This is a genomic window from Kribbella alba (genome assembly GCF_039529635.1).
GTDB lineage: Bacteria > Actinomycetota > Actinomycetes > Propionibacteriales > Kribbellaceae > Kribbella > Kribbella alba.
In genome coordinates this window covers 39,988-62,866 of sequence record NZ_BAAANE010000017.1, presented here as the reverse complement: position 1 = coordinate 62,866, position 22,879 = coordinate 39,988, and the positions used below count along the sequence as shown (strand labels likewise).

The window sequence follows — 22,879 nt, the reverse complement described above, 5'->3', positions numbered from 1 at the left end:
CGCTTCAGTGGTAGACCCGGACGTAGTCGACGAGCATCCGCGACGGGAATGGCGTGCTGGCGTCGGGAGGACCTGGGAAGTCGCCGCCGACGGCCAGGTTGAGGATCAGGTAGAACGGGTGGTCGTAGATCCACGGACCGCGCGTCGCCTCGAGTTGAGCCTTGTCGACGGTGAAGACGGTGGTCCCGTCCACCTGGTAGGTGATCCCGGTCGAGTTCCAGAGCATCGTCCAGGTGTGGAAGTCGTTTGCGAAGTCCGCTCCACCCGGCAGGCCGTAGCTGCCGCCGTACCCGCCGGCGCCGTTGTAAGCCGGGGCGTGCAGCGTCGAGTAGCCCTTGGTGGTCTCGCGGCCGAGGATCTCCATGATGTCGATCTCGCCGTTGTACGGCCACGGGCGACCGGTCAGGAAGTCCGCGCCCATCATCCAGAAGGCCGGCCAGAACCCGTTGCCCTTGGGCACCTTGATCCGCGCCTCGATCTTGCCGTACGTCGTGGTGAACTTCGTGCCGGTGTTCATCCGGGCCGAGGTGTACTGGCAGGTGCCGCTCCCGCTGACCGGATCGATCGGGCAGGCAGAGCCGGGAGTCACCTCGCGACGCGCTTCGAGCACCAGGTGACCGGCGCCGTCCATCTGCGCGTTGTTGTGGTTCGTGTAGACCTGCAACTCACCGTTCTGGCCGTTGCCCGGATCGGCCACCCACTTGCCGGCGTCGGGCTTGGTGCCGGCGGCGGTGTTGAACTCATCGGACCAGATCAGCTGCGGCGGGTTCGCGGGATCGGCCGGTGGGGTCGGCGGCGTGGTCGGCGCACCACCGGTGCCGTAGACCTGGAACTCCCAGAGCGAGTAGCCGTACGGCGTGTTCCGCTGCGTGCCGTACATCCGCACATAGCGCCCGGAACCGGTGATGTTCAGCGTCTCCTTGAACCCCGGACCGCTCGTCGTGCTGTAGATCGGGACCCAGTTGATCGCGTCGTTCGAGACCTGCACCTGGTAGGCCTTCGCCGAGGCCGGGTCCCACTGCAGCACGACCTTGTCGATCTGCGCGACCGCGCCCAGGTCGACGTAGATCCAGCCCGGGTCCACCCAGCCGGTGTCGGTCGTGGTCGCCCAGCGGCTGGCCGGGTCGAGGTCGAACGCTCTGGCAGGGGTGCACTCCCAGCAGTTGCCGTCACTCTGCTGCGATGAGGCGAAACCTGGCTTGTTGTAGGAGAGCAACTTGCTGCCCGGGCCCGGGCCGGTGCCGCCGGTCGCACCGAAGACCTTGAACTCCCAGAGCGAGTAGCCCCACTGGGTCGCCCGCTGGGTGCCGAGCACCCGAACGTACCGGCCGGAGCCGGACACGGTCAGGGTCTGGTTGCCGCCGGTGCTGGTGGTGGTGCTGTAGATGGAGGTCCAGTTGTTGCCGTCGGCGGAGGTCTGGAGCTGGAAGGCCTTCGCGTACGCCGCCTCCCAGCTGAGCTGGACCTGGTTCACAGTGGCGGTCTGACCGAGGTCGACCTGGATCCACTGCGGGTCGCTGAAGCCGCTCGACCAGCGGGTGCCGGGGTCTCCGTCGACGGCGGAGGCCGCCGGGAACGCGATGTTCTCCGCCGAGGAAGCCGTGGCGGTCTTGCCCTGGGACAGCAGGGTGTCGGCGGCGCCGGCCGGCGGGCTGACCACCAACGCTAGGAAGAAGCTCATCGCCACCGCGATGAGGGTCGCGGCTTTGAGGCGCGCGGCAGGTCGACGAGAGGTATCCATGGCATCTCCTGGGGCGGGTGAAGACATCCGGGGGAACGTTCCCTAGGCCTGAGCGTGCTGGGCTGAGGGAACGGTGTCAAGAGCTCGCGGTGATCCGAGCGCAACCTGCGCGTAACACTGCGTACCGGATCGGCTGCATTCGCTTGTACGCAGTGATGGGACTGGCCGTGCCGGGTTGACAGGCCGGCTGCGGCGCCAGGATGCTCAGTGCTGGGGAACGCTCCCCTAGGGCCGATCGAGGGGGTGCGCGCCATGAGACGACCGACGCTGCACGCGGTCGCGGCCCGAGCCGGGGTGTCCAAGTCCAGCGTGTCCCGGGTGATCAACGGCGAGCCGACCGTCGCCGCTGAGATCCGGCAGATCGTGATGGCCGCGGTCACCGAGCTCGGCTACGTGCCGAACGGGGCCGCCCGCAACCTGGTCACCCAGAAGACGAACACCATCGCGATCATCGTGTCCGATCCCCCGGCCGGGCTGGTCTCCGACGATCCGATGTTCGCGATGGTGGTCCGCGCCGCCAGCCGCGAGCTCGAGGCCGCAGGCAAGCAGGTGTCCCTGGTGCTGGCCGGTTCGGACGAGAGCCGGGCCCGCGTCGAGCAGTACCTGGCCGCCGGCCATGTCGATGGCGCGATGCTGGTCTCGATGGACGGCGCCGACCCGCTGCCCGCAGTACTGGCGCGCACCGGGCTGCCGGTGGTGTCGCACGGACGGTTGTCGACGCCCGGCCTGATGCCGTATGTCGACAACGACAACGTCGGTGGCGCCGCCAAGGCTGTGCAGCATCTGCTCGACCAGGGGCGGCAGCGAATCGCCACGATCTCCGGACCGCTCGACATGACCGCCGCGCAGGATCGCCTGAACGCCTACCGGGACACGCTGAAGGGCACCGGCCGCAGATCGATCGTTGCCCTGGGCGACTTCACCCGGATCTCCGGCGCGGAGGCGATGCGTCAGTTGCTGGACGACGATCCACGGCTCGACGCGGTGTTCGCGGCGAACGACTTGATGGCGATCGGCGCGCTCCGGACCCTGCGCGAGGCCGGTCGGCGAGTCCCGGAAGACGTCGCCGTGGTCGGCTTCGACGACATCGAGGCCGCGCTCTACACCGCGCCCGCGCTCACCACCGTCCGCAGCCCGATGGGCGAACAGGCCGCAGGCACCACGCGGCTGCTGCTGGAACTGCTGGCCAACGGCAGCGCGGATTCCGTCATCCTCCCGACCGAGCTCGTCATCCGCGAATCAGCCTGATGCAGCCTTCAGCAGCAGATCCCGTACTGCGGTCGCGGCGACCTGGCCTTCCGGAGCCAAGGTCGGATCCGAGCTGAGGAAGACCGGACCGTCCTCGGGTGAATCCGGCAGCCGTCCGTGGGAGCCGCGCACGACCGATGGATCGAGCGGAACCACCTGCATGGCATACCTCAGCCCGACCTTCTTGCGCAGCAGATACGACGCCGCGCGCGGCTTCACCCAACGGTCGGCGGGATCGAAGAACAGCTCGGCCGGGTCGTATCCCGGCTTGCGGTGGATCTCCACTCCCCGGGCGAAGTCCGGCGCCCGGTCATCATCGAGCCAGTAGTAATAGGTGAACCACGAATCCGGCTCAGCCACCGCCACGAGCTCGCCCGCCCTCTCGTGGTCCAACCCGACGGCCCGCTTGCCCTCAGCATCGAGCACTTCCGCAACACCGTCGACCGTGGCGAGAAGCTTGCTCACGGCATCGATGTCCGCGGGATCCTTCACGTAGACGTGTGCGACCTGGTGATCCGCCACTGCGAACGCCCTCGAGGCCCAAGGATCCAAGTATTCCATCCCGTCCTGGGTGTGGACCTCCAGCAGCCCCTCTGTCCTGAGCACGCGGTTGATGTCGACCGGCCGAGCCACATCGGTGATGCCGTACTCCGACAGCACGATCACCGTCGCCCCCTTGGCCTGCGCATCGTCCAGCAGCGGAGCCAGTACACCGTCCAGCTCGATCGCCGCCTCGGTGGCCTGCACCGACGACGACCCGTACCGCTGCAGGTCGTAGTCCAGGTGCGGGACGTACGTCAGCAGCAGGTCCGGGTTGTCCTCAGCAAGGATCTGGCGCGACGCGGCAACGATCCATTTGCTCGACTTGATCCCCGCGGTCGGACCCCAGTAGTGAAACAGTGGGAAGTCGCCCAGCTTCGCGGTCAGGCGATCGTGTAATTCGACCGGCCGGGTGTAACAGTCCGGCACCTTCCGGCCGTCGGCGTAGTAGATGGGCCTCGGGGTCACCAGCAGATCTGTGTCGGCACCCATCGCGTACCACCAGCACACATTGGCGACCTTGTACGACGGATTCGTGCGCCTGGCGATGTCCCAGACCTTCTCGCCCTCCACCAACCGGTTGTGCTGGCGCCAGAGGTAGATCTCGCCGAGGTCGCGGAAGTACCAGCCGTTGCCGACGACACCGTGTTCCGACGGCATCGCGCCGGTGAGGAAGGTCGCCTGCGCCGAACACGTCACGGCCGGCAACACCGTCCCCAACTCCCGCGCCAACGGCAACGCCCGAAGCCGGGGCATCCTCCGCAACAACCTCGGCGTCAGCCCGACCACGTCGATCACGACAACCTGCTTGCTCATCTGATCTCCTCCAGACCCAGCGCTGTCAGCCGGTCCCGGAGCCAGGCCAGCTCTCCCGCGATTCCCTCGGCCAGCTCGTACTGGTTCTTCGGTCCGGCGGGGAGCACCGACCAGGTGTAGGTCTCCGACTCCAGGTGATGCGTGCGCGGATGCGGTCCGCCGACGAGTTCCCCGAGGCTTTCCAGCAGGACGTCTGTGGTGCTCGCGAGTGGCGCACGAGGAGCCGCGTGCACGGGCACGTGGAAGTGCACCCGCCAGGCCTCGCGACCTGAGAGCTCGTCGACGAGATCGAGGTCGTCCACGCCGGCGCCGCCGTACTCCCGGGTCTGGTGCAGGAACTTCGGTTCGGCGAACTCCTTCAGCAGCTCCCGCGCGGCCGGGTCGGACGGATCCGCGACCTGCAGAGCCGCCGACACCTGGCTCTTCACGATGTCCACCCGCGCGTCGGCCAGCACCGCGAACGCCTCCGCCGGCTCCTCGAACTGGACCGCCAGATGACAGGTGTCGAGGCATACCCCGAGCCGCGACTGGCCGGCGGATGGACCCGCGCCCGGCGGCCCGGCGTACGAGCCCGGGCCCTGCGACGCGGCGTACGGGCTGAGCCAGTGCGCGGCCTGGGGGATCATCTCGAGAACGCAGCCGGGCTCGGGTTCGATCGCGACCCGGATCCGGCGGCCGGTTCGCGTCTCCACTCCGGCGAGGTGCTCGTCGAGCTTGTCGAATGCCCGCCGCGCCTGGTCGTCCCGCGCCTTCGTCCAAGGTGTGCGCCAGGCGAGCGGGAGCGTCGAGATCGAGCCGTACGCCGCGTCCGCGGGCAGGAGATCGCCGAGCACCTGGACCAGATCGAGGGTGTAGTCGAGGCGCGCGGCCTCCGTCCAGTCGGGCCGGTACACCTTCTTGCCGACCACCTGATCATGGAACCCGGCGTACGGGAATCCGTTCAGGGTAACGACTTCCAGGCCGTTCCGCTCGAGCGCCTGGGCTAGGCGGTTCAGTGCGATCGGCGAAGTGGCCAGGCGTTCGGCCAGGGTGTGCGCGAGCCAGAGGCCGACGCCGAGGACTGGCACATCGAGGTTCTTCCGGACCAAGGAGGAGCAGCCGTCGAGCTGGGCGATCACGCCTTCGAGATCCTCGGCCGGGTGCACGTTGGTGCAGTACGCGAGATGGACGACCGAGCCGTCCGGGTGCCGGAACCTCATGCGCGGGCTCCGCGGAGGATGGAGTTCCCGGCGAAGGTCTCCTCGGGTTGCCCGCGATCGAGCTCCAGCCGTCCCGATTGGCCGTAGAACGCGACGGGGTTGCGCCACAGCACCTGGTCGACGTCGGCGGCGGTGAAGCCGGCCGCGAGCATCGCCTGGCCGGTCGCGTAGGTGCGGAGCGGATCCGACCTGCCCCAGTCGGCGGCTGAGTTGACCAGAATCCGTTCGGTGCCGAACTGCTGCAGGATCGCCACCATCCGGTCCGGGTCCATCTTCGTGTCCGGATAGATCGAGAAGCCCATCCAGCACCCCGAGTCGGCGACCTCCTTCACGGTCACCTCGTTCAGGTGGTCGACCACGACGAACTCGGCGGCGACTCCGGACTCCTTCACCACAGCCAGCGTCCGGGTAGTCCCGGCCGCCTTGTCGCGGTGCGGCGTGTGGACCAGGACCGGCAACTCGAACCGCTTGGCCAGCTCGAGCTGCGCTGCGAACACCTCGTCCTCCTCGCGTGTCATCGAGTCGTAGCCGACCTCCCCGACCGCGACGACGCCGTCCTTGGCGAGAAAGCGCGGCAGGACTTCGAGTACTTCGCGGCAGCGCGGGTCGTTCGCCTCCTTCGGGTTCAGCGCGATCGTGCAGTGATGCCTGATCCCGTACTGGGACGCGCGGAACGGTTCCCAACCGATCAACGAGTCGAAATAGTCCACGAAGGAGCCGACACTGGTCCGCGGCTGGCCGAGCCAGAAGGCCGGTTCCACCAGAGCCTGAACGCCGTGCGCTGCCATCGCGGCGTAGTCGTCGGTGGTCCGCGAAGTCATGTGGATATGTGGATCGAAGATACGCATAGGTCAGACACCTCTCCTGGGCGGCGAGACGGGGCTGAGAGCTGCGGGCGGACCCGGCTGGCGGTCGCCGGCGAGATCGGGCCGGAGGTATGGCTGCAGATCGGCCGGGACGTCCCGCCCGGCGGCTGTCCGTTCGGCGGCGAAGTCCTTCATCATGCGGACCAACCCGTCGTCAGCCCGGCTCGGCAAGCCGTCGACAACAGCCAGCGGAACACCGGCGAAGACGCACTTCAGGACCGCCTGCCGAAAACTTGCTGGCGGCAACCATTCCGTCGCGTAGGGTCCGAGCGCCGCAGCCAGCAGCCGCTGATCGTTCGTCCGGATCGCATCCGCGACGATCGGCAATGCGCTGTCGCCAAGCCGACCAGCCACCTCCGCGACCGAGAGCGCCCGAAGCACAGCATGCTTCTCGGCAGCATCACCGTAGCGATAGAGCTCCAGGACCTCCGCAGACTCCACCCCGACCAACAGCAGGGCTCGCACCGCCTGATCCACAGTCCAGCCCGCTGGACCAGCCGCCGGTTGCCCCTCGCCCGACCCCGCGGACGCAGTGTCACTGAGCGCCCGGACCGCGGAGTCGCATGGGGCCAGCTTGGCGCGGCCGACCTGGCGGGCGACCGCCGGGAACACCTCTGCCAGCGATTGTTGGCGCGAGGTTGCGAGCCTCGCCTGTGCGGCCGGAGGCAGGTGTGCCTCCAGGTGCGCGGCGGTTAGGCGGCTCATGTGGCGGCTCGGCGGAGGAAGGCGAGCGAGTCGCGCGCGATCGTTGGGGCCGCGTGGGAGTGTCTGGGGAGCTCGACCGCCACCAGCCCGGCGTACTGGATCTCTCGGAGAGCACTGAAGACCGACGGGAAGTCGACCTCGCCGGTGCCGAACTCGAGGTGTTCGTGGACGCCCCGGCGCATGTCGTCGATCTGGACGTTGACCAGGTGCGCCGCTGCCGCGGTGATGCAGGCGGCCGGTGGTTGTGGTTCGTTGCAGACGAGGTGGCCGATGTCGAGGGTGAGTCCGAGCGTCTCGCTGCCCACCTCGGCCTGGAGCTTCAGATAGCCTGCCAGGTCGTCGACCAGCATGCCGGGCTCCGGTTCGAGGCCGAGGCGCACGCCACGGTCGGCGGCGTACCCGACGAGCTGCCGGCATCCGCTCACCAGTCGCTGCCAGCCAAGATCGGCGAAGACGTCGGCGGGCAAGGTGCCCGACCAGAAGGAGACTGCCTCGGCGCCGAGATCGGCTGCGACCTCGATCGCTCGTTCGAGCAGCGACATCCGCCATTCCGCGCCGTGGTTGTGCAGCAGCGTCGGCTCGTGCTTGCGGAGCGGATCGAGCACATACCGCGCACCCGTCTCGACCACGACAGCGAGATCGTGCTGCGCGAGCAGGCGACCTACTTCGGCGGTCCGTTGGCTCAGGTCCGGGCCGAACGGGTCGAGGTGGTTGTGGTCCAGAGTGAGGGCGACCCCGACGTACCCGAGGTCGGCGATCACCGCGAGCGCATCCGCCAAGCGGTGGTTCGCGAATCCGTTCGTGCCGTAGCCCAGTCTCATGTCGGTGACACCTTCCGCGCGAGGGCCCGGGCCAGCGGCAGCGCGGCAATCAGTGCGGCCCCGAGCCGCGGCGCTCCCCCTCGCGCAATCCAGGCAGCCTGCAGCGGCACCAACCCGTGAATGCCGGCTCCGACCGCCTCTCGCAGCTTCGCCCCGCTCGGATGCCGGGCCGCCGCTATTTGCGCCGGCCCCACCGACTGAACAAACAACCCCGCCAACACGGCAGTGGCCGCACTCGAACCGCTGACAGTTCCGACCGTGATGGCGGACGTCGCGGTGAGGGCTGCGCGGGCCGGCGCCGGCGTGCTTCCGTGTACTTCGCCGCGCGACATCGCCGTGACGCCGAGGATGTGCGTCCCGACCGCGAGCGCCGGTGCCCACGCCTTCCGCCGCTCCGGCCCTGCACCGACCAGTACGTCGAGCGATCGCGCGGCCGCCATGAACGCCGGACCGGCCGGGGTGTTCTTCAGCCCGAGGTCGTAGCTCCAAGCAGTTGCCGCCAGCAACGCCGAGGTCCGGAAAGCCACCTTCCCACCGGCGGCTGCGGCGAGCCCCAAGCCAGCGGTCGTCAGAGTGGCGGCCAACCCGAACGCCGTCCGGGGCGTCACCCGCCCAGAGGGAATCGGCCGCTCCGGACGTTCGACGGCGTCCACCTCCCGGTCGGCCCAGTCGTTCAACGCCATCCCAGCCCAGTAGATGCAGACCGACGAAACCGCCAGTCCGACCAACCTGCCCGGCCGAAGGTTGCCCGCAGCAACAGCACCGGCGAGAACGTCGCCTGGCACCGTCAACGCCGCCGGAGCCCGAACCAGCTCAGCCAGGTCACCGAGTCCCGCCGGCTGGGTCGGACCAGACGACCTGGCCGGCCACATCGGCCTGACCAGCTCACCCAGCCTCCTCAGCATGATTGCGCCCAGCGCAGGAGCTCGTCGTACTGCCGGGAGAGCGAGTGCTCGGTCGACTCGATCGGGTCCTTGAAGTAGAACCCGAGGAACGGCATCGCGCCGACGTGACCCCGTTCGAGCGCCAGCGCCGACAGCCGGGCCAGGTCGAGCACCAGCGGCGCGGCCAACGCGGAGTCACAGCCCTGCCAGGTGAACTGCAGCGTCATCCGGACGCCGAGGAAGCCGGAGAACAGCACGTGATCCCAGGCGGTCTTCCAGTCGCCCATCGGATCCACATAGTCGATGTGCACCTGACCCGCGACATCGCCCAGCATCTCCGACAGCCCGCGCTCCTTGGACACGTTCTTCGACTCCGCCGCGCGCGGATCGGCTAGGGTCGCGCCGTCTCCACCACCGAGCAGGTTGGTCCCGGACCACGCATGAACCGGTAAAGCCCGGGCTGCGAACATCGGAGCCAGCACGCTCTTCACCAGGGTCTCCCCGGTCTTCGCGTCCTGCCCGCCGTACGGGAGGCCCTTCTCAACCGCCCACTCGCGTACCGCGGCCGGCCGGATCGAGGTCGAGGGCGTGAAATCCACGTACGCCGCGTCCGCCTCGAAGGCCGCGAGTGCTCCCAGAGAGCTTGGCGGCAGCACCGCCGACGTCGCCAGCGCTCGCCGCAGCCCGGCGAGGTCGACGTCGGCCACCTCGTACGGCGGCTCGGTGGAGGCGACGTTGATCGCCACCACCCGGTCGAGGTCGTTCCGCAGCCGGAAGGCACGGATGTCCTCGGCCATCCTGCGCACCTGGTCGTACTGGCTGCCGCCGGCCGAGGGGACCACCAGGTTCCGCTCGGCATCGGCCAGGTCGGCTGCGATCAGGCCGTCCAGGCCGGGCGGGAGAACACCGCCCGCGGCGAGTCGCTCGACCTGCTTGGTGAGCGGCGTGTCGACCAGATCGTGGCCACCGAAGACCAGCTGATCCAGCCCGACCAGGCCGACCGAGGCGAAGTCGGGCAGCTCCGTGACCACCCCCGCCGGCGGGGAACCGTGAGCCAGCGCGGCGGCTCCGGCGATGGTCGTGGTCCCGACCGAACCTCTTGCTCCGAACAACCAGACACCAACGCGTCGACGCATCCGCGGCTCCTCACGAGTCCCAGCCACGGAAGGTAGTCTTGGGCGGACGATCCGTGACTGATCGGAACTCTAGAGGGACCCGCGGCGCCTTGGGAAGAACCTGGGCGACAGATCGGCGGAAGTTCAGAGCAGGATCCGAGCAACTTCCGGACTACACCGTCGGAGCAGGTTCTCCTGCTCCGGCTAGGGGTTCCGGCTCGGCGACCAGGTCGACGGACCGGTCGGCCACAGCCATCGCGGCCAGCGCGGTCGTCAACGGGACGGCCATGATGATGCCCAGGCTTCCGACCAGACCTCGGACGATTTCCACCGCGACGATCTCGGTGGTGATCACATAGCCGGTCGACACCCCGCCGATGGCGAACATCATCAGGACGGGCAGGGCCGCACCCGCGTAGGCCAGCACCAGCGTGTTCACCACCGAAGCCACGTGGGCGCGCCCGATTCTGAGGCCGGCTCCGATCAGGGCCGCGCGACCGGCCGACGGATTGGCGGCCGAGAGCTCCCAGACGGCGCTCGCCTGAGTCACCGTCACGTCGTCGAGCACGCCGAGAGCACCGATCACGATGCCGGCCACGAGCAGCCCGGCCAGATCCAGGTTCGGGACGAAGCCCTTGATATTCGACGCGCCGTCGGCGGCGAGCCCGGAGAAGTCGCAGATCTTGACGAAGAACCAGCCCAGGAACGCGGTCAGCCCCAGCGAGGCGATGGTGCCCGCCAGCGCTACCGAGGACTCCGCGTTGATGCCGTGAGTGAGAAAGAGCGCGACCACCATGATGACCGAACCGCCGACGACCGCCACGAGCAGCGGGTTCGAACCCTTGAGGATCGCAGGCAGGATGAACTGGGTCAGGGTCACTGCGGTGACCCCGAGAGCGACCAGCGCAGCGACGCCCCGCCAGCGGGACAGCGCGATCACAGCGATGGCGAAGATGACCGCCAGCACGATCAGCGGCATGGAGCGGTTGTGGTCGACGTACTGGTACCGATCCGCGAGCGCCGCCCCCTTCTGCACGTTGAGCAGCAGTTTGTCGCCGACCTTGATCGGGATGGTCACCTGCTTGCCCGTGGGCACCTTGACCGGAACATCCAGGCCCTTGTCCGCACCAGGGGCACCGGTGAGCTTCACGGTGGCGTCGTCACAGTCCTTCGGCGTGTCAGCACAGGGCTTGAGCGAGACGACGGTCCCGCTCGCCCCGGTCTGCTCGGCGGCCGGAACCTTGAGGTCCCCGCCCGGCCAGAGCACGATCATGGCGATCACGGCGGCCGCGATCAGCGGAGCCAGCACGGCGGCGACCACTATCCGTACCCGTCGGGCGACGACCGCATCGGCGTTGACGACCGAAGTGTCGATCACATGATCGTCGTGGGCGTGACTGTGCCCGTGTCCGTGGCCGTGACCCGACGGAATGTCGATCCGGCGCCTGCGGTTCGGCTTGCTGTCGGCCCGCCTGCGTCCTACGTTCCGCCTCGCCATCCATCCACTCCCTGTTTTGACAACCAGTTCCGATTAAATGAAAATGATTGTCATGAGATCTACTCGTGCTGCCGTCGCCGGCCTCGCCGCACTTGCCCTCATTACTCTGGCAGGTTGCGGCAACTCCGGTGCAGGCGGCTCCGGTGGGAGCGGCGGCAGGCTGGACGTCGTCGCCTCGTTCTACCCGCTCGAGTTCATCGCGAAATCAGTGGGTGGTGACGCCGTCAACGTCACCACCCTGACTGCGCCCGGAGTCGAGCCGCACGATCTGGAGCTCACCCCGAAGCAGGTCGGCAGCATCGCGCAGGCCAAGCTCGTCCTCTTCGAGAAGGACCTCCAACCGGCCGTGGACGAGGCCGTCGCGCAGAACGCCAAGGACGCCGGCTTCGACGTGGCCCCCGCCGCGAAGCTCGAGGACACCGGCGCGAACTTCGAGGGGCACGGCGAGGGCGGCGCCACTCCCTCCGGCGCCGTCAAGCCGGCCGCTTTCACCAGCGGCGCGCTCGATCCGCACTTCTGGCTCGACCCGGTCCGGTACGCCGGGGTGACGCAGGCCATCACGGACAAGCTGGTCTCCCTGGACTCGGCGCATGCGGACGCCTACAAGCAGCGCGCGACCGCCCTTCTCGGCGAGCTGACCAAGCTCGACGGCGAATTCAAGACCGGCCTCGCGACCTGCGAGCTCAAGACGTTCGTGACGAGCCATGAGGCGTTCGCGTACCTCGCGAAGCGGTACGGTCTGCAGATGGTCGGCATCGCCGGGCTGGCCCCGGACGCCGAGCCGACCCCGGCGCGGATCAAGGAGGTCCAGGACATCGTGCGGCAGCAGAAGGTGACCACGATCTTCTACGAGGAGCTCGTCAGCCCCAAGGTGGCCGAGTCGATCGCCCGCGACGTCCACGTCAAGACCGCTGTCCTGAGCCCGATCGAGGGTCTCTCGGACGCGAACTCGAAGGAGTCCTACCTCTCGCTGATGCGGGAGAACCTGCAGGAGCTCCGGAAGGCGAACAGCTGCGCGTGACGGACCAAGACGTCAGTTCCACGTCCTCCCTGACCCCACCCCATCACCCCGGTCAGGCCGCGAAGGCCGTCCAGGTCACCGATCTCTCGGTCGAGCTGGGCGGTCGTCTCGTACTGCGGGGCGTCGACCTGCAGATCCGCCAGGGCGAGGTGGTCGCCGTGCTCGGCACCAACGGCTCCGGCAAGTCCACCCTGATCCGCACCATGGTCGGCCTGCTCCCCCCGGCCCGCGGTGAGGTGCAGCTCTTCGGCACGGCCGTGCCACGGTTCCGCGAGTGGCGACGTGTGGGTTACGTCCCGCAGCGGATCACCGCAGCGGGCGGCGTACCGGCGACTGTGCAGGAAGTGGTCTCGTCCGGGCTGCTATCCAAGCGGCGGTTGTTCAGCCCGCTCAAAGCAGCTGATCGTGCTGCCATCGAAGGGGCGCTGGAGATCGTGGACATGGCCGACCGGCGCAAGGACGCGGTCGCGGAGTTGTCCGGCGGGCAGCAGCAGCGGGTGCTGATCGCCAGGGCGCTGGTGTCGGATCCGGACCTGCTGGTCCTCGACGAGCCGACGGCCGGCGTCGACCTGGTCAGCCAGGGCATCTTCACCGAGGCGATCCGCGAACGGGTCGCCCGCGGGACGACCGTGGTGATGGTCAGCCACGACCTCGGGCCGATGGACGCGCTGATCGACCGTTCGGTCGTACTGCGCCGTGGCCGGATCGTGTACGACGGGGCGCCGCACGTCTCTCAGACCCATGCACATGTCCACCCGCACAGCGCGGACGACGAGCCAGGGTGGCTGTCATGACGATGTTCCAGCTCGAGTTCATGCAACGGGCGTTGATCGCTGGGTTGCTGACGGGCCTGTCGGCACCCGCGATCGGCACGTACCTGGTCCAGCGCCGGTTGTCCTTGATGGGCGACGGCATCGGCCACATCGCGATCACCGGTGTCGCCCTGGGGTTGCTCACTGGGACCGCGCCGGTGCTGACCGCAGTACTGGTAGCCATCGTGGGCGCCTCCGCTATCGAACTGGTCCGCGCGCGGGGCAAGGCCAGTGGCGACGTCGCGCTCGCTCTGCTCTTCTATGGCGGTATCGCCGGCGGTGTGCTGTTGATCGGCCTCGCAGGGCAGGGCGCGGCGACGCTGAACACCTACTTGTTCGGCTCGCTGACCACTGTGTCGCCGACCGACCTGTACGTCGTGGTCGGGCTGGCGGTGACCGTCCTGGTGGTGGCGATCGGGCTCGGGCCGCAGCTGTTCGCGGTTTGCCAGGACGAGGAGTTCGCCCGCGTCACCGGGCTGCGGGTGCAGCTGCTGAACCTGCTGATCGCGGTGATGGCCGCAGTGACTGTGACTGTCGCCATGCGGACTGTGGGGTTGCTCCTGGTCAGCGCACTGATGGTGGTGCCGGTGGCTACAGCGCAGCAGCTCACCCGGTCGTTCCGCAGTACGTTCGTGACTGCTTGTGGGATCGGCGTGGTCGCCTGCCTGGCCGGAATCATCACGTCGTACAACGCGGACGTCGCCCCGGGCGCGACGATCGTCGTCCTGGCGCTGGCCGGGTTCGTGGTGGCGGCTACCGTCGGCACCCTGCTTCGTCGGCGGCAAGGCGTGCGGGCACCGCTGGCGGACGAGGAGCCGGAGGTCGGCATCCCGGATCCCGCGCCGCACGTGGTCAGCCCCGGCCACCCGCATGCGCACAACCCGGCGTGCGGGCACGTCAAGGTCGAACACAACGACCACGTCGACTACGTCCACGACGGCCATCTGCACGCGGCGCACGGAGATCACTGGGATGAGCACTAGGGTCGCGCCAGTGCGGGACACTGGCTTCGGCAGAAGTGAGAGAATTGGCGGGTTACCGGGGAGAAACACGGTGACGAGATGACAGGAGGCACGGTGGCCATCGGAACACGCTCGACCCGTCAGCGCGCGGCAGTCGCATCCGCGCTGAACAATCTCGACGACTTCCGGACGGCTCAGGAGATCCACCAGGAGCTCCGGGGCGCGGGTGAGGCCGTCGGCCTGACCACGGTCTACCGGACCCTGCAGGCACTCGCCGACTCCCGGGAGGTCGACGTGCTGCGGACCGCCGACGGCGAAACGGCGTACCGGCGGTGCTCGAGGGGACACCACCATCACCTGGTCTGCCGCAACTGCGGCCGGACCGTCGAGGTCGAAGGGCCCGCGGTCGAGCGCTGGGCCGACAAGATCGCCGCCGAGCACGGCTACTCGGACATCAGCCACACCCTGGAGATCTTCGGCACCTGCTCGGACTGCAAGTAGGCCGGCGGGAGCTGATCAAGCGGGCAGGTGCCGGCGGGACGAGGCCAGAACGACGCCGGTGCAGGCCAGAGTGATCAGAGCGACCCCAGCCAGCAGAACGGCGTACGGGGCCAGCTCCGCGATCGCCGCCAGGACAGAAGGCAGCAGGAAGCCCACGTAGGCGACCGAGTAGTAGACACCGGTCAGGCCGGCGAGATCGTCTCCCCCGTTCGCCGCGGCGATGCGCTGGATCTCGAGCAAGCCGGAGACCACGGCGATCCCGTAGGCGGCTCCGAGCAGGATTCCGTCCACCACGCCGAGCCAGGGAAGACCGACCTTGGCGACGACCGCGCTGAGCGCCACCCCGGCCGACATCAGGATCATCGCGACGACGATCGCCCGGGCTGTCGAGACCGAGTCCAGGCGTTTCGCGAACGGCTGGACGAGAGCGCCCGTGCCCAGCGTGCAGACAGTCAGCAGCGTCGCGTAGGCCAAGCCCCAACTGCCGACCCGGTCACCGACCAACGTCGGCGTGACCGCGTAGGCGATTCCGGCCGAACCGAAGATCCAGGGCGCCATCGGTAGCACCACCCGGATGAACCGCCGATGAGCGACAGCGGGCACTTTCAGTAGCGACCACAGGCCGCCGGTCGCCGGCTGGGTTCGGCTCTCCGGCACCGCGCGCAACAGCACCAGTGCCGGAAGCACCAGCCCGGCATGCACGACGTAAGGGAGAACCATCGGCCACGGACCCCATTGGGCCAGGCAACCGGCGACCCCGGCGCCCAGGCCGAAGCCGAGTGTCAACCCGAGTGCTGCTCGTCGTGCTCCGGCGCCGCTGTCCGCTACCAGGTCGTGCGGCGGCTGCGAGAGTTCCTTGACCCAGCTAGTGCCGACGGCCATCGCGATGCCAACCGCGAAGCCGGTGGCCAACCGGCCGAGGTACAGCGGAGCCGGGCCGATCGGGCCGAACATCAGCGTGACGCTGGAGAGCAGAGACAGCACGGTGCCGACGACCATCAGCGGCTTGCGGCCGTGCCGGTCGGAGAGTGCGCCGGCGAGCAGCAGGCCTGGGATCAGGCCTACGACATACGCACCGAGGAAGAGGTCGACCGTCACGGTCGAGTAGCCGCCCTCGCGGCGATAGAGCAGCAACATCGGGGTGAACTGGTTGCCGCCCCAACCACAGCAGAACATCGCGGCGACAACCTGCTTCCAGCCAGCCCGCATCAACGGTGGTGACGGTCGAGGTGCTCGGACAGCGAACGAGAGAAGTCTTCGGGATCGCGCGCCAGAATGCGGTCGAGCAACTGCCCGTGCTCCCGCAGTACGACGTCGAGTTGCTGGGCCTTGGGGCGCAGTACGCCGAGGCTCATCCGGCGCTGCCGGTCGCCGAGCGAGGCATAGAACTTGGTCGCCAACCTGTTCCCGGCCGCCTCGACGATGCCGGTATGGAAGGCGTCGTCCGCCGCCGCGAAGGCCTCCGCGTCCTGCCGCTCGGCCGATGCCGTCTGCCTCTGCAGCGCCTTTCGCAGCCGGGGCTCCGCATCGGCGAGCAGGCGCTCGTCCCTGGCCAGCCGGCGGACCGCCGCGGTCTCCAGTGCCTCGCGGAGATCGAGGACGTCCTCGGCCTCCCCCGGCGGCACCGGCACGACGATGGCCCCCCGCTTGGGGATCAACCGCAGGAACTCCTCGGCCTCGAGGCGGAGGAAGGCCTCGCGCACCGGCGTACGGCTGATGTCCAGCCGGCCTGCGATCTCGCCCTCACTGAGCAACTGCCCGCCGGCGAGTTCACCCGACAGGATCAGTTCCTTCGTATGCCGGTAGGCACGGTCACCCGCTGGAGCCATCGCCTGTTCTGTCACGCGGTCATCATAGATGCATGCTTAGATGCATGTTGAGCTTTGGGGGTCTGGGTGACCCATGCGGCTGATAGATTGCGGGCAAGCCTTTCGTCGTCGGAACCTTCCGGCCGCGGAAGGCTTTCTGCGTCCCGGTCCGGTGTGGCCACGCCTTCCCCTGCAAGGAGTTCTGATGCCTGAGCTGTCTGTACGCCCGGCAACCGCTGCCGATCGTCCGGTGCTGGAACGTCTGTGGTTGATGTTCCGCCACGACCTGTCCGAGTTCGGCGGTCAACTGCCCAACCCCGACGGCACCTTCCGCAGCGAGCGGCTGCACTCGGCGATCGACGACCCCGACTGGGCGGCCTACCTGTTCAGCAGCGGCGAGCGCCCGGCCGGGCTGGCCTTCGTCCGCAGCCTGTCCGGCCCGGCCCGCGTGCTGAACAGCTTCTTCGTCGTGCGGGGCCTGCGCAGGTCGGGCATCGGCCTGCGCGCGGTGAAGTCAGTGGTCGGCCATCACCCGGGACCGTGGGAGGTCGCGTTCCAGGATGCCAATGCGACCGCGGTCTCCTTCTGGCGCCGCGTCGCCACCGAGATCGCCGGCGACACCTGGACCGAGGAACGTCGCCCGATCCCGAGCGATCCCGCCTCTCCCCCCGACGTCTGGATCTCCTTCGCCGCACCCACCTTGCGTCCGAAGAGCTAGCGGGCAGGCCCTCCAGTCCTTCGGACGCAAGGAATCAGGTGAGGGCGGGTGTTTCCGCGGCGATGGTGGTGGTGTCGCCGTGGCCGGTGTGGACGATCGTGTCGGGCGGCAAGGTCAGGAGCTTCGTGCGGATCGACTCGAGGATCGTGGGCTTGTCGGAGTACGAGCGGCCGGTCGCGCCGGGCCCTCCCTGGAAGAGAGTGTCGCCGGTGAAGACGGCTTTGAGGTCCTCGGCATAGAGCGACGTGCTGCCCGGGCTGTGACCCGGGGTGTGGATGGCGCGGAGAGTGATGCCGGCGACCTCGAAGGTGGTGCCGTCGGTCAGGTCGTGGTCGGGCCGGTCGTCGTACAGGGCTTCCCAGAGCATCGTGTCGGCCGAGCTCAGCCACACCGGGCATTCGATGACGTCGCGGATGCCGCCCACCGCGTTGATGTGGTCGTTGTGGCCGTGCGTGCAGATCACTGCGGCCACCCGGCGGTCGTCCACGGCTTTGAGGATCTTGAGCGGGTCGTGAGCGGCGTCGATGACCACGACTTCCTCATCGTCGCCGATCAACCAGACGTTGTTGTCCACATCCCAGGTGCCGCCGTCGAGGCTGAACTTGCCGGAGGTCACGAGCCGTTCGATCCGGGCCGCCATCAGAAGATCACCACCGAACGCAGTACGTCGCCTCGGTGCATCTTGTCGAAGGCGGCTTCGACCTCGCCCAGCGCGATCGTCTCCGAGACGAACCGGTCGAGCGGCAGACGCCCCTGCAGATGCAGGTCGATCAACATCGGGAAGTCGCGGCTCGGCAGACAGTCGCCGTACCAGCTGGACTTCAGCGAGCCACCCCGGCCGAAGAAGTCGAGCAGCGGCATGTCGAGTGTCATGTCGGGCGTGGGGACACCCACCAGGACGACGGTGCCGGCCAGGTCGCGGGCGTAGAACGCCTGCTTCCAAGTCTCGGGCCGACCGACGGCGTCGATCACCACGTCCGCGCCGAAGCCGCCGGTGAGGTCCTGGACCGCGCTGACCACGCCGTCGTGATCCAGGCCCTCGGCATGCACGGTGTGGGTCGCGCCGAGCTCCTCCGCGACCTTGAGTTTGCGTTCGTCGAGGTCGATCGCGATCACCCGCGCGGCTCCGGCGAGCCGCGCGCCGACGACGGCCGCAGTACCGACTCCACCGCAGCCGATCACGGCGACGGTGTCACCGCGGCCGACGTTCCCGGTGTTCACGGCGGCGCCGAGTCCGGCCATCACCCCGCAGCCGAGAAGTCCGGCGACCTCGGGCCTGGCAGCCGGGTCCACCTTGGTGCACTGGCCGGCGGCGACCAGCGTCTTCTCGGCGAACGCGCCGATGCCGAGCGCGGGCGACAACTCGGTGCCGTCGGCAAGGGTCATCTTCTGCTTGGCGTTGTGCGTGTTGAAGCAGTACCAGGGGCGACCTCGCAGGCATGCGCGGCAGTTGCCGCAGACGGCCCGCCAGTTCAGCACGACGAAGTCACCAGGCTCCACGTCAGTAACACCCTCGCCGACGCTCTCCACGATGCCGGCGGCTTCATGCCCCAGGAGAAAGGGAAAGTCAGCTGAGATTCCGCCTTCTCGGTAATGCAGGTCTGTGTGACAGACACCGCAAGCCTGGACCTTGACCACCGCCTCGCCCGGGCCGGGATCGGGGATGGTGATCTCTTCGATCGATACCGGGGCGCCCTTGCTGAGGGCCACGACTCCACGCACGGTCTGACTCATGTGCCGACGCTAACCGCCCGGGTTGGCCCCCGTCTGCCTTCCGCGCGTCGTGCCGCTGTTTTCTCCGCCTGGTTGTCCGTACTACGGGACGCCGGGCGCGGGCGGTCCGGAGTACGGATGAAGCGGTCTGTCCACCGGTCGGGGGACAGCCGGTCCGCCGGTCGACGCTCCCGGCGAGGGGCGCCGCGACGGGAAGGTTGACCCATGACCGACAACGACAACGCCGTACGGGTCCGCGGACTCGTCAAGCGCTATCCCGCCAAGGTCGCCGTCGCGGGCGTCGACCTTGATATTCACCGCGGCGAGGTGTTCGCCCTGCTCGGCCCGAACGGCGCCGGCAAGACCACCACCGTGGAGGTGCTGGAGGGGTACCGCCGGGCCGACGAGGGCGAGATCAGCGTGCTGGGCGTGGACCCGAGCAGGGGCGACCGGCAGTGGCGGGCGCGGATCGGGATCGTCGCGCAGTCGTCCCGGGACGAGGCCGAGCTGTCCGTCGCCGAGTTGGTGAACCACTACGCGGGCTACTACCCGAACCCGCGGGACCCCGACGAGGTGATCGCGTCCGTCGGCCTGGACGAGAAGCGCAAGACCCGGACCCGGAAGCTGTCCGGCGGTCAGCGTCGGCGGCTCGATGTCGCGCTCGGCGTGCTCGGCAACCCGGAACTGCTGTTCCTGGACGAGCCGACCACCGGGTTCGACCCCGAGGCCCGCCGCCAGTTCTGGACCCTGATCGAGAACCTCCGGACCGAGGGCACCACCATCCTGCTGACCACCCACTACCTGGACGAGGCCGAGCACCTGGCCGACCGGGTCGGCGTGATCGCGGACGGCCGGATGATCGAGGTCGGTACGCCGGAGACGCTGGGCGGCCGCGGCGCCCGCACCGCGCGGGTGTCCTGGCTCGACACCGACGGGGCGCACGAAGTACGGACCGATCGGCCGACCGCCGAGATCGCCGCGTTGATGGCGCGGTTCGACGGCGAGGTGCCTGAGCTCGAGGTACGCCGGCCGAGTCTGGAAGACATCTACCTGGACCTGATCGGCAAAGCCTCTGTTGTCGAGATCCCCGTTGCCGCCGAAGCTGGAGTTGCCCGATGAGCACCGTCACCGCTGTGAAGCCGCTGCCGTCGACGCTGAAGGTCGGCCTGTCGCGCACCGCCCTCGAGGTGAAGCAGTTCTTCCGGGAGAGGGACCAGCTGATCTTCACCTTCCTCTTCCCGATCATCTTCCTGGGCATCTTCTCGGCGGTGTTCAGCGGCACCGACTTCTCCGGCGGCGTCAGCGCGGCGACCTACTTCACGCCGGGGATGATCGCCTCCGGCATCTTCCTGACCAGCTTCCAGTCGCTCGCGATCACCATCGCGATGGAACGCGACGAGGACCTGCTGAAGCGGCTGCGCGGAACGCCGATGTCGCCGCAGTCCTACTTCATCGGCAAGATCGGCCTGGTGCTGACCACCTCGCTGGCGCAGTTCGCGCTGCTGCTGGCGATCGCCGGGCTGCTGCTCGGTGTGGACATCCCGACCGAACCGGTGAAGTGGCTGCACTTCCTGTGGATCTTCGTGCTCGGTACGGCGTCGGGGTCCGTGCTCGGCATCGCGTTCTCCGTCGTACCGCGGTCCGGCAAGGCGGCTTCCGCGGTCGTCAGCCCGGTGGTCCTGCTGCTGCAGTTCATGTCCGGCGTGTACTTCGTCTACAGCAGCCTGCCGGCCTGGATGCGCGGCATCGCGGAGATCTTCCCGCTGAAGTGGCTCGCCCAGGGCATGCGCTCGGTGTTCCTGCCGGACGGGTACGAGGTGAACGAGCCCGGCGGATCCTGGCAGCTCGGCCTCGGTGCGATCGTGCTGACGGCCTGGCTGATCGTCGGACTGGTCGTCGCCCAGCGGGTGTTCCGCTGGACCCGGCGGGACGCGGGCTGATGTTCAGCCTGGCTTCCTCCCGGACCGCCGGCGGCGCGATGAGCGACCGCCGACGGCTCTGGAGGAAGATGGTGCGCATGGAGTTCCCCAGCGCACGGATCGAGCAGCCGGTCTGGGTTCGCACCCTCATCGGCTGGCATGTGGTGTTCTACGTGCTGGTCGGCGTCACCGCGATCGCCTCTCTGACCGCCGATCTCAGCGCGCGGCGGCGGATGACCTTCCTGGGCCTACTGGCTGTGCTGGCGCTGGCATACCAGTTCATCGCCATCCCGGCGATGACCTCCAACCGGCGGCTGGGGGCTCACGTGTACCGCCTGCTGATGATCGTCTGCGTCGCCGGGGCCGTCGCGATCTATCCGCAGTCCGTGTTCATCTTGTTCATCGTCTCGCCGCAGATCTGGTTGCTGAGCCAGCGGACGCGCGACGCCGTACCGCTCAGCCTGCTGCTGCTCTTCGCGGTCGGAACGGCCCAGCTCTGGTCGGCGGGCTGGACGACGAGTGCTTTCTGGGACATCTTGCCGTGGATGCTGATCAGCTTGGCGGTGAGCCTGCTGCTGGGGATCTGGATCGACAAAGTGATCAGCCAGAGCCAGCAACGCGCCGAGCTGATCGAAGAGCTCGAGGCGGCTCGCGACCAACTGGCCGAGGCCCATCACTCCGCCGGAGTGATGGCCGAACGCGAGCGGATGGCCCGCGAGATCCACGACACCCTGGCGCAAGGGATGACCAGCATCGTGATGCTCGCGCAGACCGCAGCCGTCGAGCTTTCCCGGGGTGCTGCGGAACCGGCCGCTGCCCGGCTCGCCGCGATCGAGGACACGGCTCGGGAGAACCTGGCCGAGGCTCGTGCGCTGGTTGCCGCGTTCACGCCGGTCGCGTTGTCCGAGGCACCTTTGACCGAGGTACTGCGTCGGCAGGCTGAGCGATTCGCCGCGGAGACGGGAGTCGACGTACAGGTGTCGCTCGACCTGCCGGACGACGAGGTCGCCGCGTTGCCGCAAGGTCAGCAGGTGGTGTTGTTGCGGGCCGCACAGGAGTCGCTGGCCAACGTACGCAAACACGCGGGCGCGACGTCGGTGCTCATCAGGCTCGGGATGTCGGCGGATGGCGTAGAGATCGAGATCCGCGACGACGGGACGGGGTTCGAGCCCGAGGCGCCTGCCGGTGGTTTCGGGCTGGCCGCGATGCGCGGGCGGGTGGAGGAGTCGGGCGGGACGGTGCAGGTCGAGAGTGCGCCGGGCCGTGGTACCCGGGTACAGGTCTTGATTCCAGCGACTGGACAGGAGGATTCGTGAGCGTAAGGGTGCTGGTGGTCGACGATCACCCGGTGGTTCGGTCCGGGCTGATCGGCATGCTCGCGGTGACCGACGACATCGAGGTGGTCGGCGAGGCCGGCGACGGCGAGGAAGCCCTTGCGCTGGTGGAGTCGACCCGGCCGGACGTAGTACTGATGGACCTGCGGATGCCGCGCCGTGACGGGGTGTCCGCGACCGGCGCGATCGTGTCGGGGTATCCCGCGACCAAGGTGCTGGTGCTGACCACGTACGACACGGACACCGACATCCTGCACGCGGTCGAAGCCGGCGCGACAGGTTATCTGCTGAAGGACACCCCGCACGCCGAGTTGTTGGACGGTATCCGCGCGGCCTCCCGTGGCGAAACAGTCCTCGCACCACCAGTCGCTGCCCGCCTGATGTCCCGCCTCCGTACTCCGGCCGCCCCCGCCGCGGTCCAGCCGTCGCCTCGCGAACTGGAGGTGCTGGCCGCCGTGGCCCGTGGATTGAGCAACGCGGAGATCGGCCGCGAACTCTTCATCGGCGAAGCGACCGTCAAGACCCACCTCCAACGGCTCTTCACCAAACTGGACGTCGACGACCGCACCCGCGCCGTCACCGTCGCCATCGAACGAGGCCTACTCCCCTCCCCCCGCCGCTGAGGCCCTGGTCCTGGTCCTGGCCCTGGTCCTGGGCC

At 68.5% G+C, this 22,879-nt stretch carries 23 protein-coding genes; 10 read left to right on the top strand and 13 right to left on the bottom strand.

The genetic code is table 11. The features are described from left to right. Positions 1-4 precede the first annotated feature (4 nt). The gene (locus ABD210_RS31995; RefSeq protein ID WP_344116753.1) at positions 5-1,741 is read right to left on the bottom strand and encodes a discoidin domain-containing protein; all 1,737 of its coding nucleotides are present in this window, start codon (positions 1,739-1,741) and stop codon (positions 5-7) included. A 252-nt stretch (positions 1,742-1,993) separates the two neighbouring features. On the opposite strand from ABD210_RS31995, the gene ABD210_RS31990 reads away from it, so the two are divergent. Further along, positions 1,994-2,989 (top strand): LacI family DNA-binding transcriptional regulator, encoded by a 996-nt coding sequence (locus ABD210_RS31990; RefSeq protein WP_344116752.1) that lies wholly within the window; start codon positions 1,994-1,996, stop codon positions 2,987-2,989. On the opposite strand, the gene ABD210_RS31985 is transcribed toward ABD210_RS31990, so the two are convergent. The 8 genes from ABD210_RS31985 to ABD210_RS31950 form a co-directional block, all read right to left on the bottom strand. Further along, the gene (locus ABD210_RS31985) at positions 2,981-4,345 is read right to left on the bottom strand and encodes an alkaline phosphatase family protein (protein WP_344116751.1); all 1,365 of its coding nucleotides are present in this window, start codon (positions 4,343-4,345) and stop codon (positions 2,981-2,983) included. The two genes, ABD210_RS31990 and ABD210_RS31985, sit on opposite strands and share 9 nt — an antisense overlap. Further along, a complete protein-coding gene (gene eboE / locus ABD210_RS31980; RefSeq protein ID WP_344116748.1) occupies positions 4,342-5,544 on the bottom strand; it encodes a metabolite traffic protein EboE in 1,203 nt (400 codons plus the stop codon). The genes ABD210_RS31985 and eboE overlap by 4 nt, the downstream gene beginning before the upstream one ends. Continuing rightward, positions 5,541-6,392, bottom strand: coding sequence for a TatD family hydrolase (locus ABD210_RS31975; RefSeq protein WP_344116746.1), 852 nt, complete (start codon positions 6,390-6,392; stop codon positions 5,541-5,543). Before ABD210_RS31975 ends, eboE begins: the two co-directional genes overlap by 4 nt. A gap of 3 nt (positions 6,393-6,395) precedes the next feature. Next, the gene (locus ABD210_RS31970) at positions 6,396-7,115 is read right to left on the bottom strand and encodes an EboA domain-containing protein (RefSeq protein ID WP_344116745.1); all 720 of its coding nucleotides are present in this window, start codon (positions 7,113-7,115) and stop codon (positions 6,396-6,398) included. After that, entirely contained in the window at positions 7,112-7,936 is an 825-nt protein-coding gene (locus tag ABD210_RS31965; protein WP_344116744.1) for a sugar phosphate isomerase/epimerase family protein, read from the bottom strand. Before ABD210_RS31965 ends, ABD210_RS31970 begins: the two co-directional genes overlap by 4 nt. Then, positions 7,933-8,841, bottom strand: a complete 909-nt coding sequence (locus ABD210_RS31960) for an SCO3242 family prenyltransferase (RefSeq protein ID WP_344116742.1) — start codon at positions 8,839-8,841, stop codon at positions 7,933-7,935. Before ABD210_RS31960 ends, ABD210_RS31965 begins: the two co-directional genes overlap by 4 nt. After that, entirely contained in the window at positions 8,835-9,956 is a 1,122-nt protein-coding gene (locus ABD210_RS31955) for an inositol-3-phosphate synthase (RefSeq protein ID WP_344116740.1), read from the bottom strand. Before ABD210_RS31955 ends, ABD210_RS31960 begins: the two co-directional genes overlap by 7 nt. Before the next feature lie 151 nt (positions 9,957-10,107). Further along, positions 10,108-11,433: a YibE/F family protein gene (locus tag ABD210_RS31950; protein ID WP_344116738.1), complete on the bottom strand. Its 1,326-nt coding sequence runs from the start codon at positions 11,431-11,433 to the stop codon at positions 10,108-10,110. Between the two features lie 52 nt (positions 11,434-11,485). Between ABD210_RS31950 and ABD210_RS31945 the strand changes: the two genes are divergently transcribed. The 4 genes from ABD210_RS31945 (at position 11,486) to ABD210_RS31930 (ending at position 14,729) form a co-directional block, all read left to right on the top strand. Beyond that, positions 11,486-12,454 (top strand): metal ABC transporter substrate-binding protein, encoded by a 969-nt coding sequence (locus tag ABD210_RS31945; RefSeq protein WP_344116737.1) that lies wholly within the window; start codon positions 11,486-11,488, stop codon positions 12,452-12,454. Next, positions 12,451-13,248 (top strand): metal ABC transporter ATP-binding protein, encoded by a 798-nt coding sequence (locus ABD210_RS31940; protein ID WP_344116736.1) that lies wholly within the window; start codon positions 12,451-12,453, stop codon positions 13,246-13,248. Before ABD210_RS31945 ends, ABD210_RS31940 begins: the two co-directional genes overlap by 4 nt. Beyond that, entirely contained in the window at positions 13,245-14,249 is a 1,005-nt protein-coding gene (locus ABD210_RS31935) for a metal ABC transporter permease (protein WP_344116734.1), read from the top strand. Before ABD210_RS31940 ends, ABD210_RS31935 begins: the two co-directional genes overlap by 4 nt. Positions 14,250-14,342: 93 nt before the next feature. Next, on the top strand, positions 14,343-14,729 hold the full coding sequence (locus ABD210_RS31930) for a Fur family transcriptional regulator (RefSeq protein WP_344116733.1): 387 nt from the start codon (positions 14,343-14,345) through the stop codon (positions 14,727-14,729). A gap of 15 nt (positions 14,730-14,744) precedes the next feature. Here ABD210_RS31930 and ABD210_RS31925 read toward each other — a convergent pair whose 3' ends face one another. Together ABD210_RS31925 and ABD210_RS31920 are read right to left on the bottom strand one after the other, a co-directional pair. After that, the gene (locus ABD210_RS31925; protein WP_344116731.1) at positions 14,745-15,938 is read right to left on the bottom strand and encodes an MFS transporter; all 1,194 of its coding nucleotides are present in this window, start codon (positions 15,936-15,938) and stop codon (positions 14,745-14,747) included. Continuing rightward, the gene (locus ABD210_RS31920) at positions 15,938-16,573 is read right to left on the bottom strand and encodes a GntR family transcriptional regulator (RefSeq protein ID WP_344116729.1); all 636 of its coding nucleotides are present in this window, start codon (positions 16,571-16,573) and stop codon (positions 15,938-15,940) included. Before ABD210_RS31920 ends, ABD210_RS31925 begins: the two co-directional genes overlap by 1 nt. Positions 16,574-16,742: 169 nt before the next feature. Between ABD210_RS31920 and ABD210_RS31915 the strand changes: the two genes are divergently transcribed. Continuing rightward, positions 16,743-17,255, top strand: coding sequence for a GNAT family N-acetyltransferase (locus tag ABD210_RS31915; RefSeq protein WP_344116727.1), 513 nt, complete (start codon positions 16,743-16,745; stop codon positions 17,253-17,255). A gap of 34 nt (positions 17,256-17,289) precedes the next feature. On the opposite strand, the gene ABD210_RS31910 is transcribed toward ABD210_RS31915, so the two are convergent. After that, complete coding sequence (locus ABD210_RS31910) at positions 17,290-17,895, bottom strand: MBL fold metallo-hydrolase (RefSeq protein WP_344116725.1); 606 nt, start codon at positions 17,893-17,895, stop codon at positions 17,290-17,292. Continuing rightward, the gene (locus tag ABD210_RS31905) at positions 17,895-18,989 is read right to left on the bottom strand and encodes an S-(hydroxymethyl)mycothiol dehydrogenase (protein ID WP_344116723.1); all 1,095 of its coding nucleotides are present in this window, start codon (positions 18,987-18,989) and stop codon (positions 17,895-17,897) included. Before ABD210_RS31905 ends, ABD210_RS31910 begins: the two co-directional genes overlap by 1 nt. A 204-nt stretch (positions 18,990-19,193) precedes the next feature. Between ABD210_RS31905 and ABD210_RS31900 the strand changes: the two genes are divergently transcribed. The 4 genes from ABD210_RS31900 (at position 19,194) to ABD210_RS31885 (ending at position 22,844) form a co-directional block, all read left to right on the top strand. Then, positions 19,194-20,087, top strand: coding sequence for an ABC transporter ATP-binding protein (locus ABD210_RS31900; protein WP_344116721.1), 894 nt, complete (start codon positions 19,194-19,196; stop codon positions 20,085-20,087). Next, positions 20,084-20,908, top strand: coding sequence for an ABC transporter permease (locus ABD210_RS31895; RefSeq protein ID WP_344116718.1), 825 nt, complete (start codon positions 20,084-20,086; stop codon positions 20,906-20,908). The genes ABD210_RS31900 and ABD210_RS31895 overlap by 4 nt, the downstream gene beginning before the upstream one ends. Before the next feature lie 77 nt (positions 20,909-20,985). Further along, positions 20,986-22,203 (top strand): sensor histidine kinase, encoded by a 1,218-nt coding sequence (locus ABD210_RS31890; RefSeq protein WP_344116717.1) that lies wholly within the window; start codon positions 20,986-20,988, stop codon positions 22,201-22,203. Next, positions 22,200-22,844 (top strand): response regulator, encoded by a 645-nt coding sequence (locus tag ABD210_RS31885; protein WP_344116715.1) that lies wholly within the window; start codon positions 22,200-22,202, stop codon positions 22,842-22,844. The genes ABD210_RS31890 and ABD210_RS31885 overlap by 4 nt, the downstream gene beginning before the upstream one ends. Positions 22,845-22,879: the final 35 nt, after the last annotated feature.

Coding starts and splice junctions, on each gene's coding strand:
- ABD210_RS31995 (WP_344116753.1), bottom strand. CDS start 1,741: ATGGATACCTCTCGTCGACCTGCCGCGCGCCTCAAAGCCGCGACCCTC.
- ABD210_RS31990 (WP_344116752.1), top strand. CDS start 1,994: ATGAGACGACCGACGCTGCACGCGGTCGCGGCCCGAGCCGGGGTGTCC.
- ABD210_RS31985 (WP_344116751.1), bottom strand. CDS start 4,345: ATGAGCAAGCAGGTTGTCGTGATCGACGTGGTCGGGCTGACGCCGAGG.
- eboE (WP_344116748.1), bottom strand. CDS start 5,544: ATGAGGTTCCGGCACCCGGACGGCTCGGTCGTCCATCTCGCGTACTGC.
- ABD210_RS31975 (WP_344116746.1), bottom strand. CDS start 6,392: ATGCGTATCTTCGATCCACATATCCACATGACTTCGCGGACCACCGAC.
- ABD210_RS31970 (WP_344116745.1), bottom strand. CDS start 7,115: ATGAGCCGCCTAACCGCCGCGCACCTGGAGGCACACCTGCCTCCGGCC.
- ABD210_RS31965 (WP_344116744.1), bottom strand. CDS start 7,936: ATGAGACTGGGCTACGGCACGAACGGATTCGCGAACCACCGCTTGGCG.
- ABD210_RS31960 (WP_344116742.1), bottom strand. CDS start 8,841: ATGCTGAGGAGGCTGGGTGAGCTGGTCAGGCCGATGTGGCCGGCCAGG.
- ABD210_RS31955 (WP_344116740.1), bottom strand. CDS start 9,956: ATGCGTCGACGCGTTGGTGTCTGGTTGTTCGGAGCAAGAGGTTCGGTC.
- ABD210_RS31950 (WP_344116738.1), bottom strand. CDS start 11,433: ATGGCGAGGCGGAACGTAGGACGCAGGCGGGCCGACAGCAAGCCGAAC.
- ABD210_RS31945 (WP_344116737.1), top strand. CDS start 11,486: ATGAGATCTACTCGTGCTGCCGTCGCCGGCCTCGCCGCACTTGCCCTC.
- ABD210_RS31935 (WP_344116734.1), top strand. CDS start 13,245: ATGACGATGTTCCAGCTCGAGTTCATGCAACGGGCGTTGATCGCTGGG.
- ABD210_RS31925 (WP_344116731.1), bottom strand. CDS start 15,938: ATGCGGGCTGGCTGGAAGCAGGTTGTCGCCGCGATGTTCTGCTGTGGT.
- ABD210_RS31915 (WP_344116727.1), top strand. CDS start 16,743: ATGCCTGAGCTGTCTGTACGCCCGGCAACCGCTGCCGATCGTCCGGTG.
- ABD210_RS31910 (WP_344116725.1), bottom strand. CDS start 17,895: ATGGCGGCCCGGATCGAACGGCTCGTGACCTCCGGCAAGTTCAGCCTC.
- ABD210_RS31905 (WP_344116723.1), bottom strand. CDS start 18,989: ATGAGTCAGACCGTGCGTGGAGTCGTGGCCCTCAGCAAGGGCGCCCCG.
- ABD210_RS31900 (WP_344116721.1), top strand. CDS start 19,194: ATGACCGACAACGACAACGCCGTACGGGTCCGCGGACTCGTCAAGCGC.
- ABD210_RS31895 (WP_344116718.1), top strand. CDS start 20,084: ATGAGCACCGTCACCGCTGTGAAGCCGCTGCCGTCGACGCTGAAGGTC.
- ABD210_RS31890 (WP_344116717.1), top strand. CDS start 20,986: ATGGAGTTCCCCAGCGCACGGATCGAGCAGCCGGTCTGGGTTCGCACC.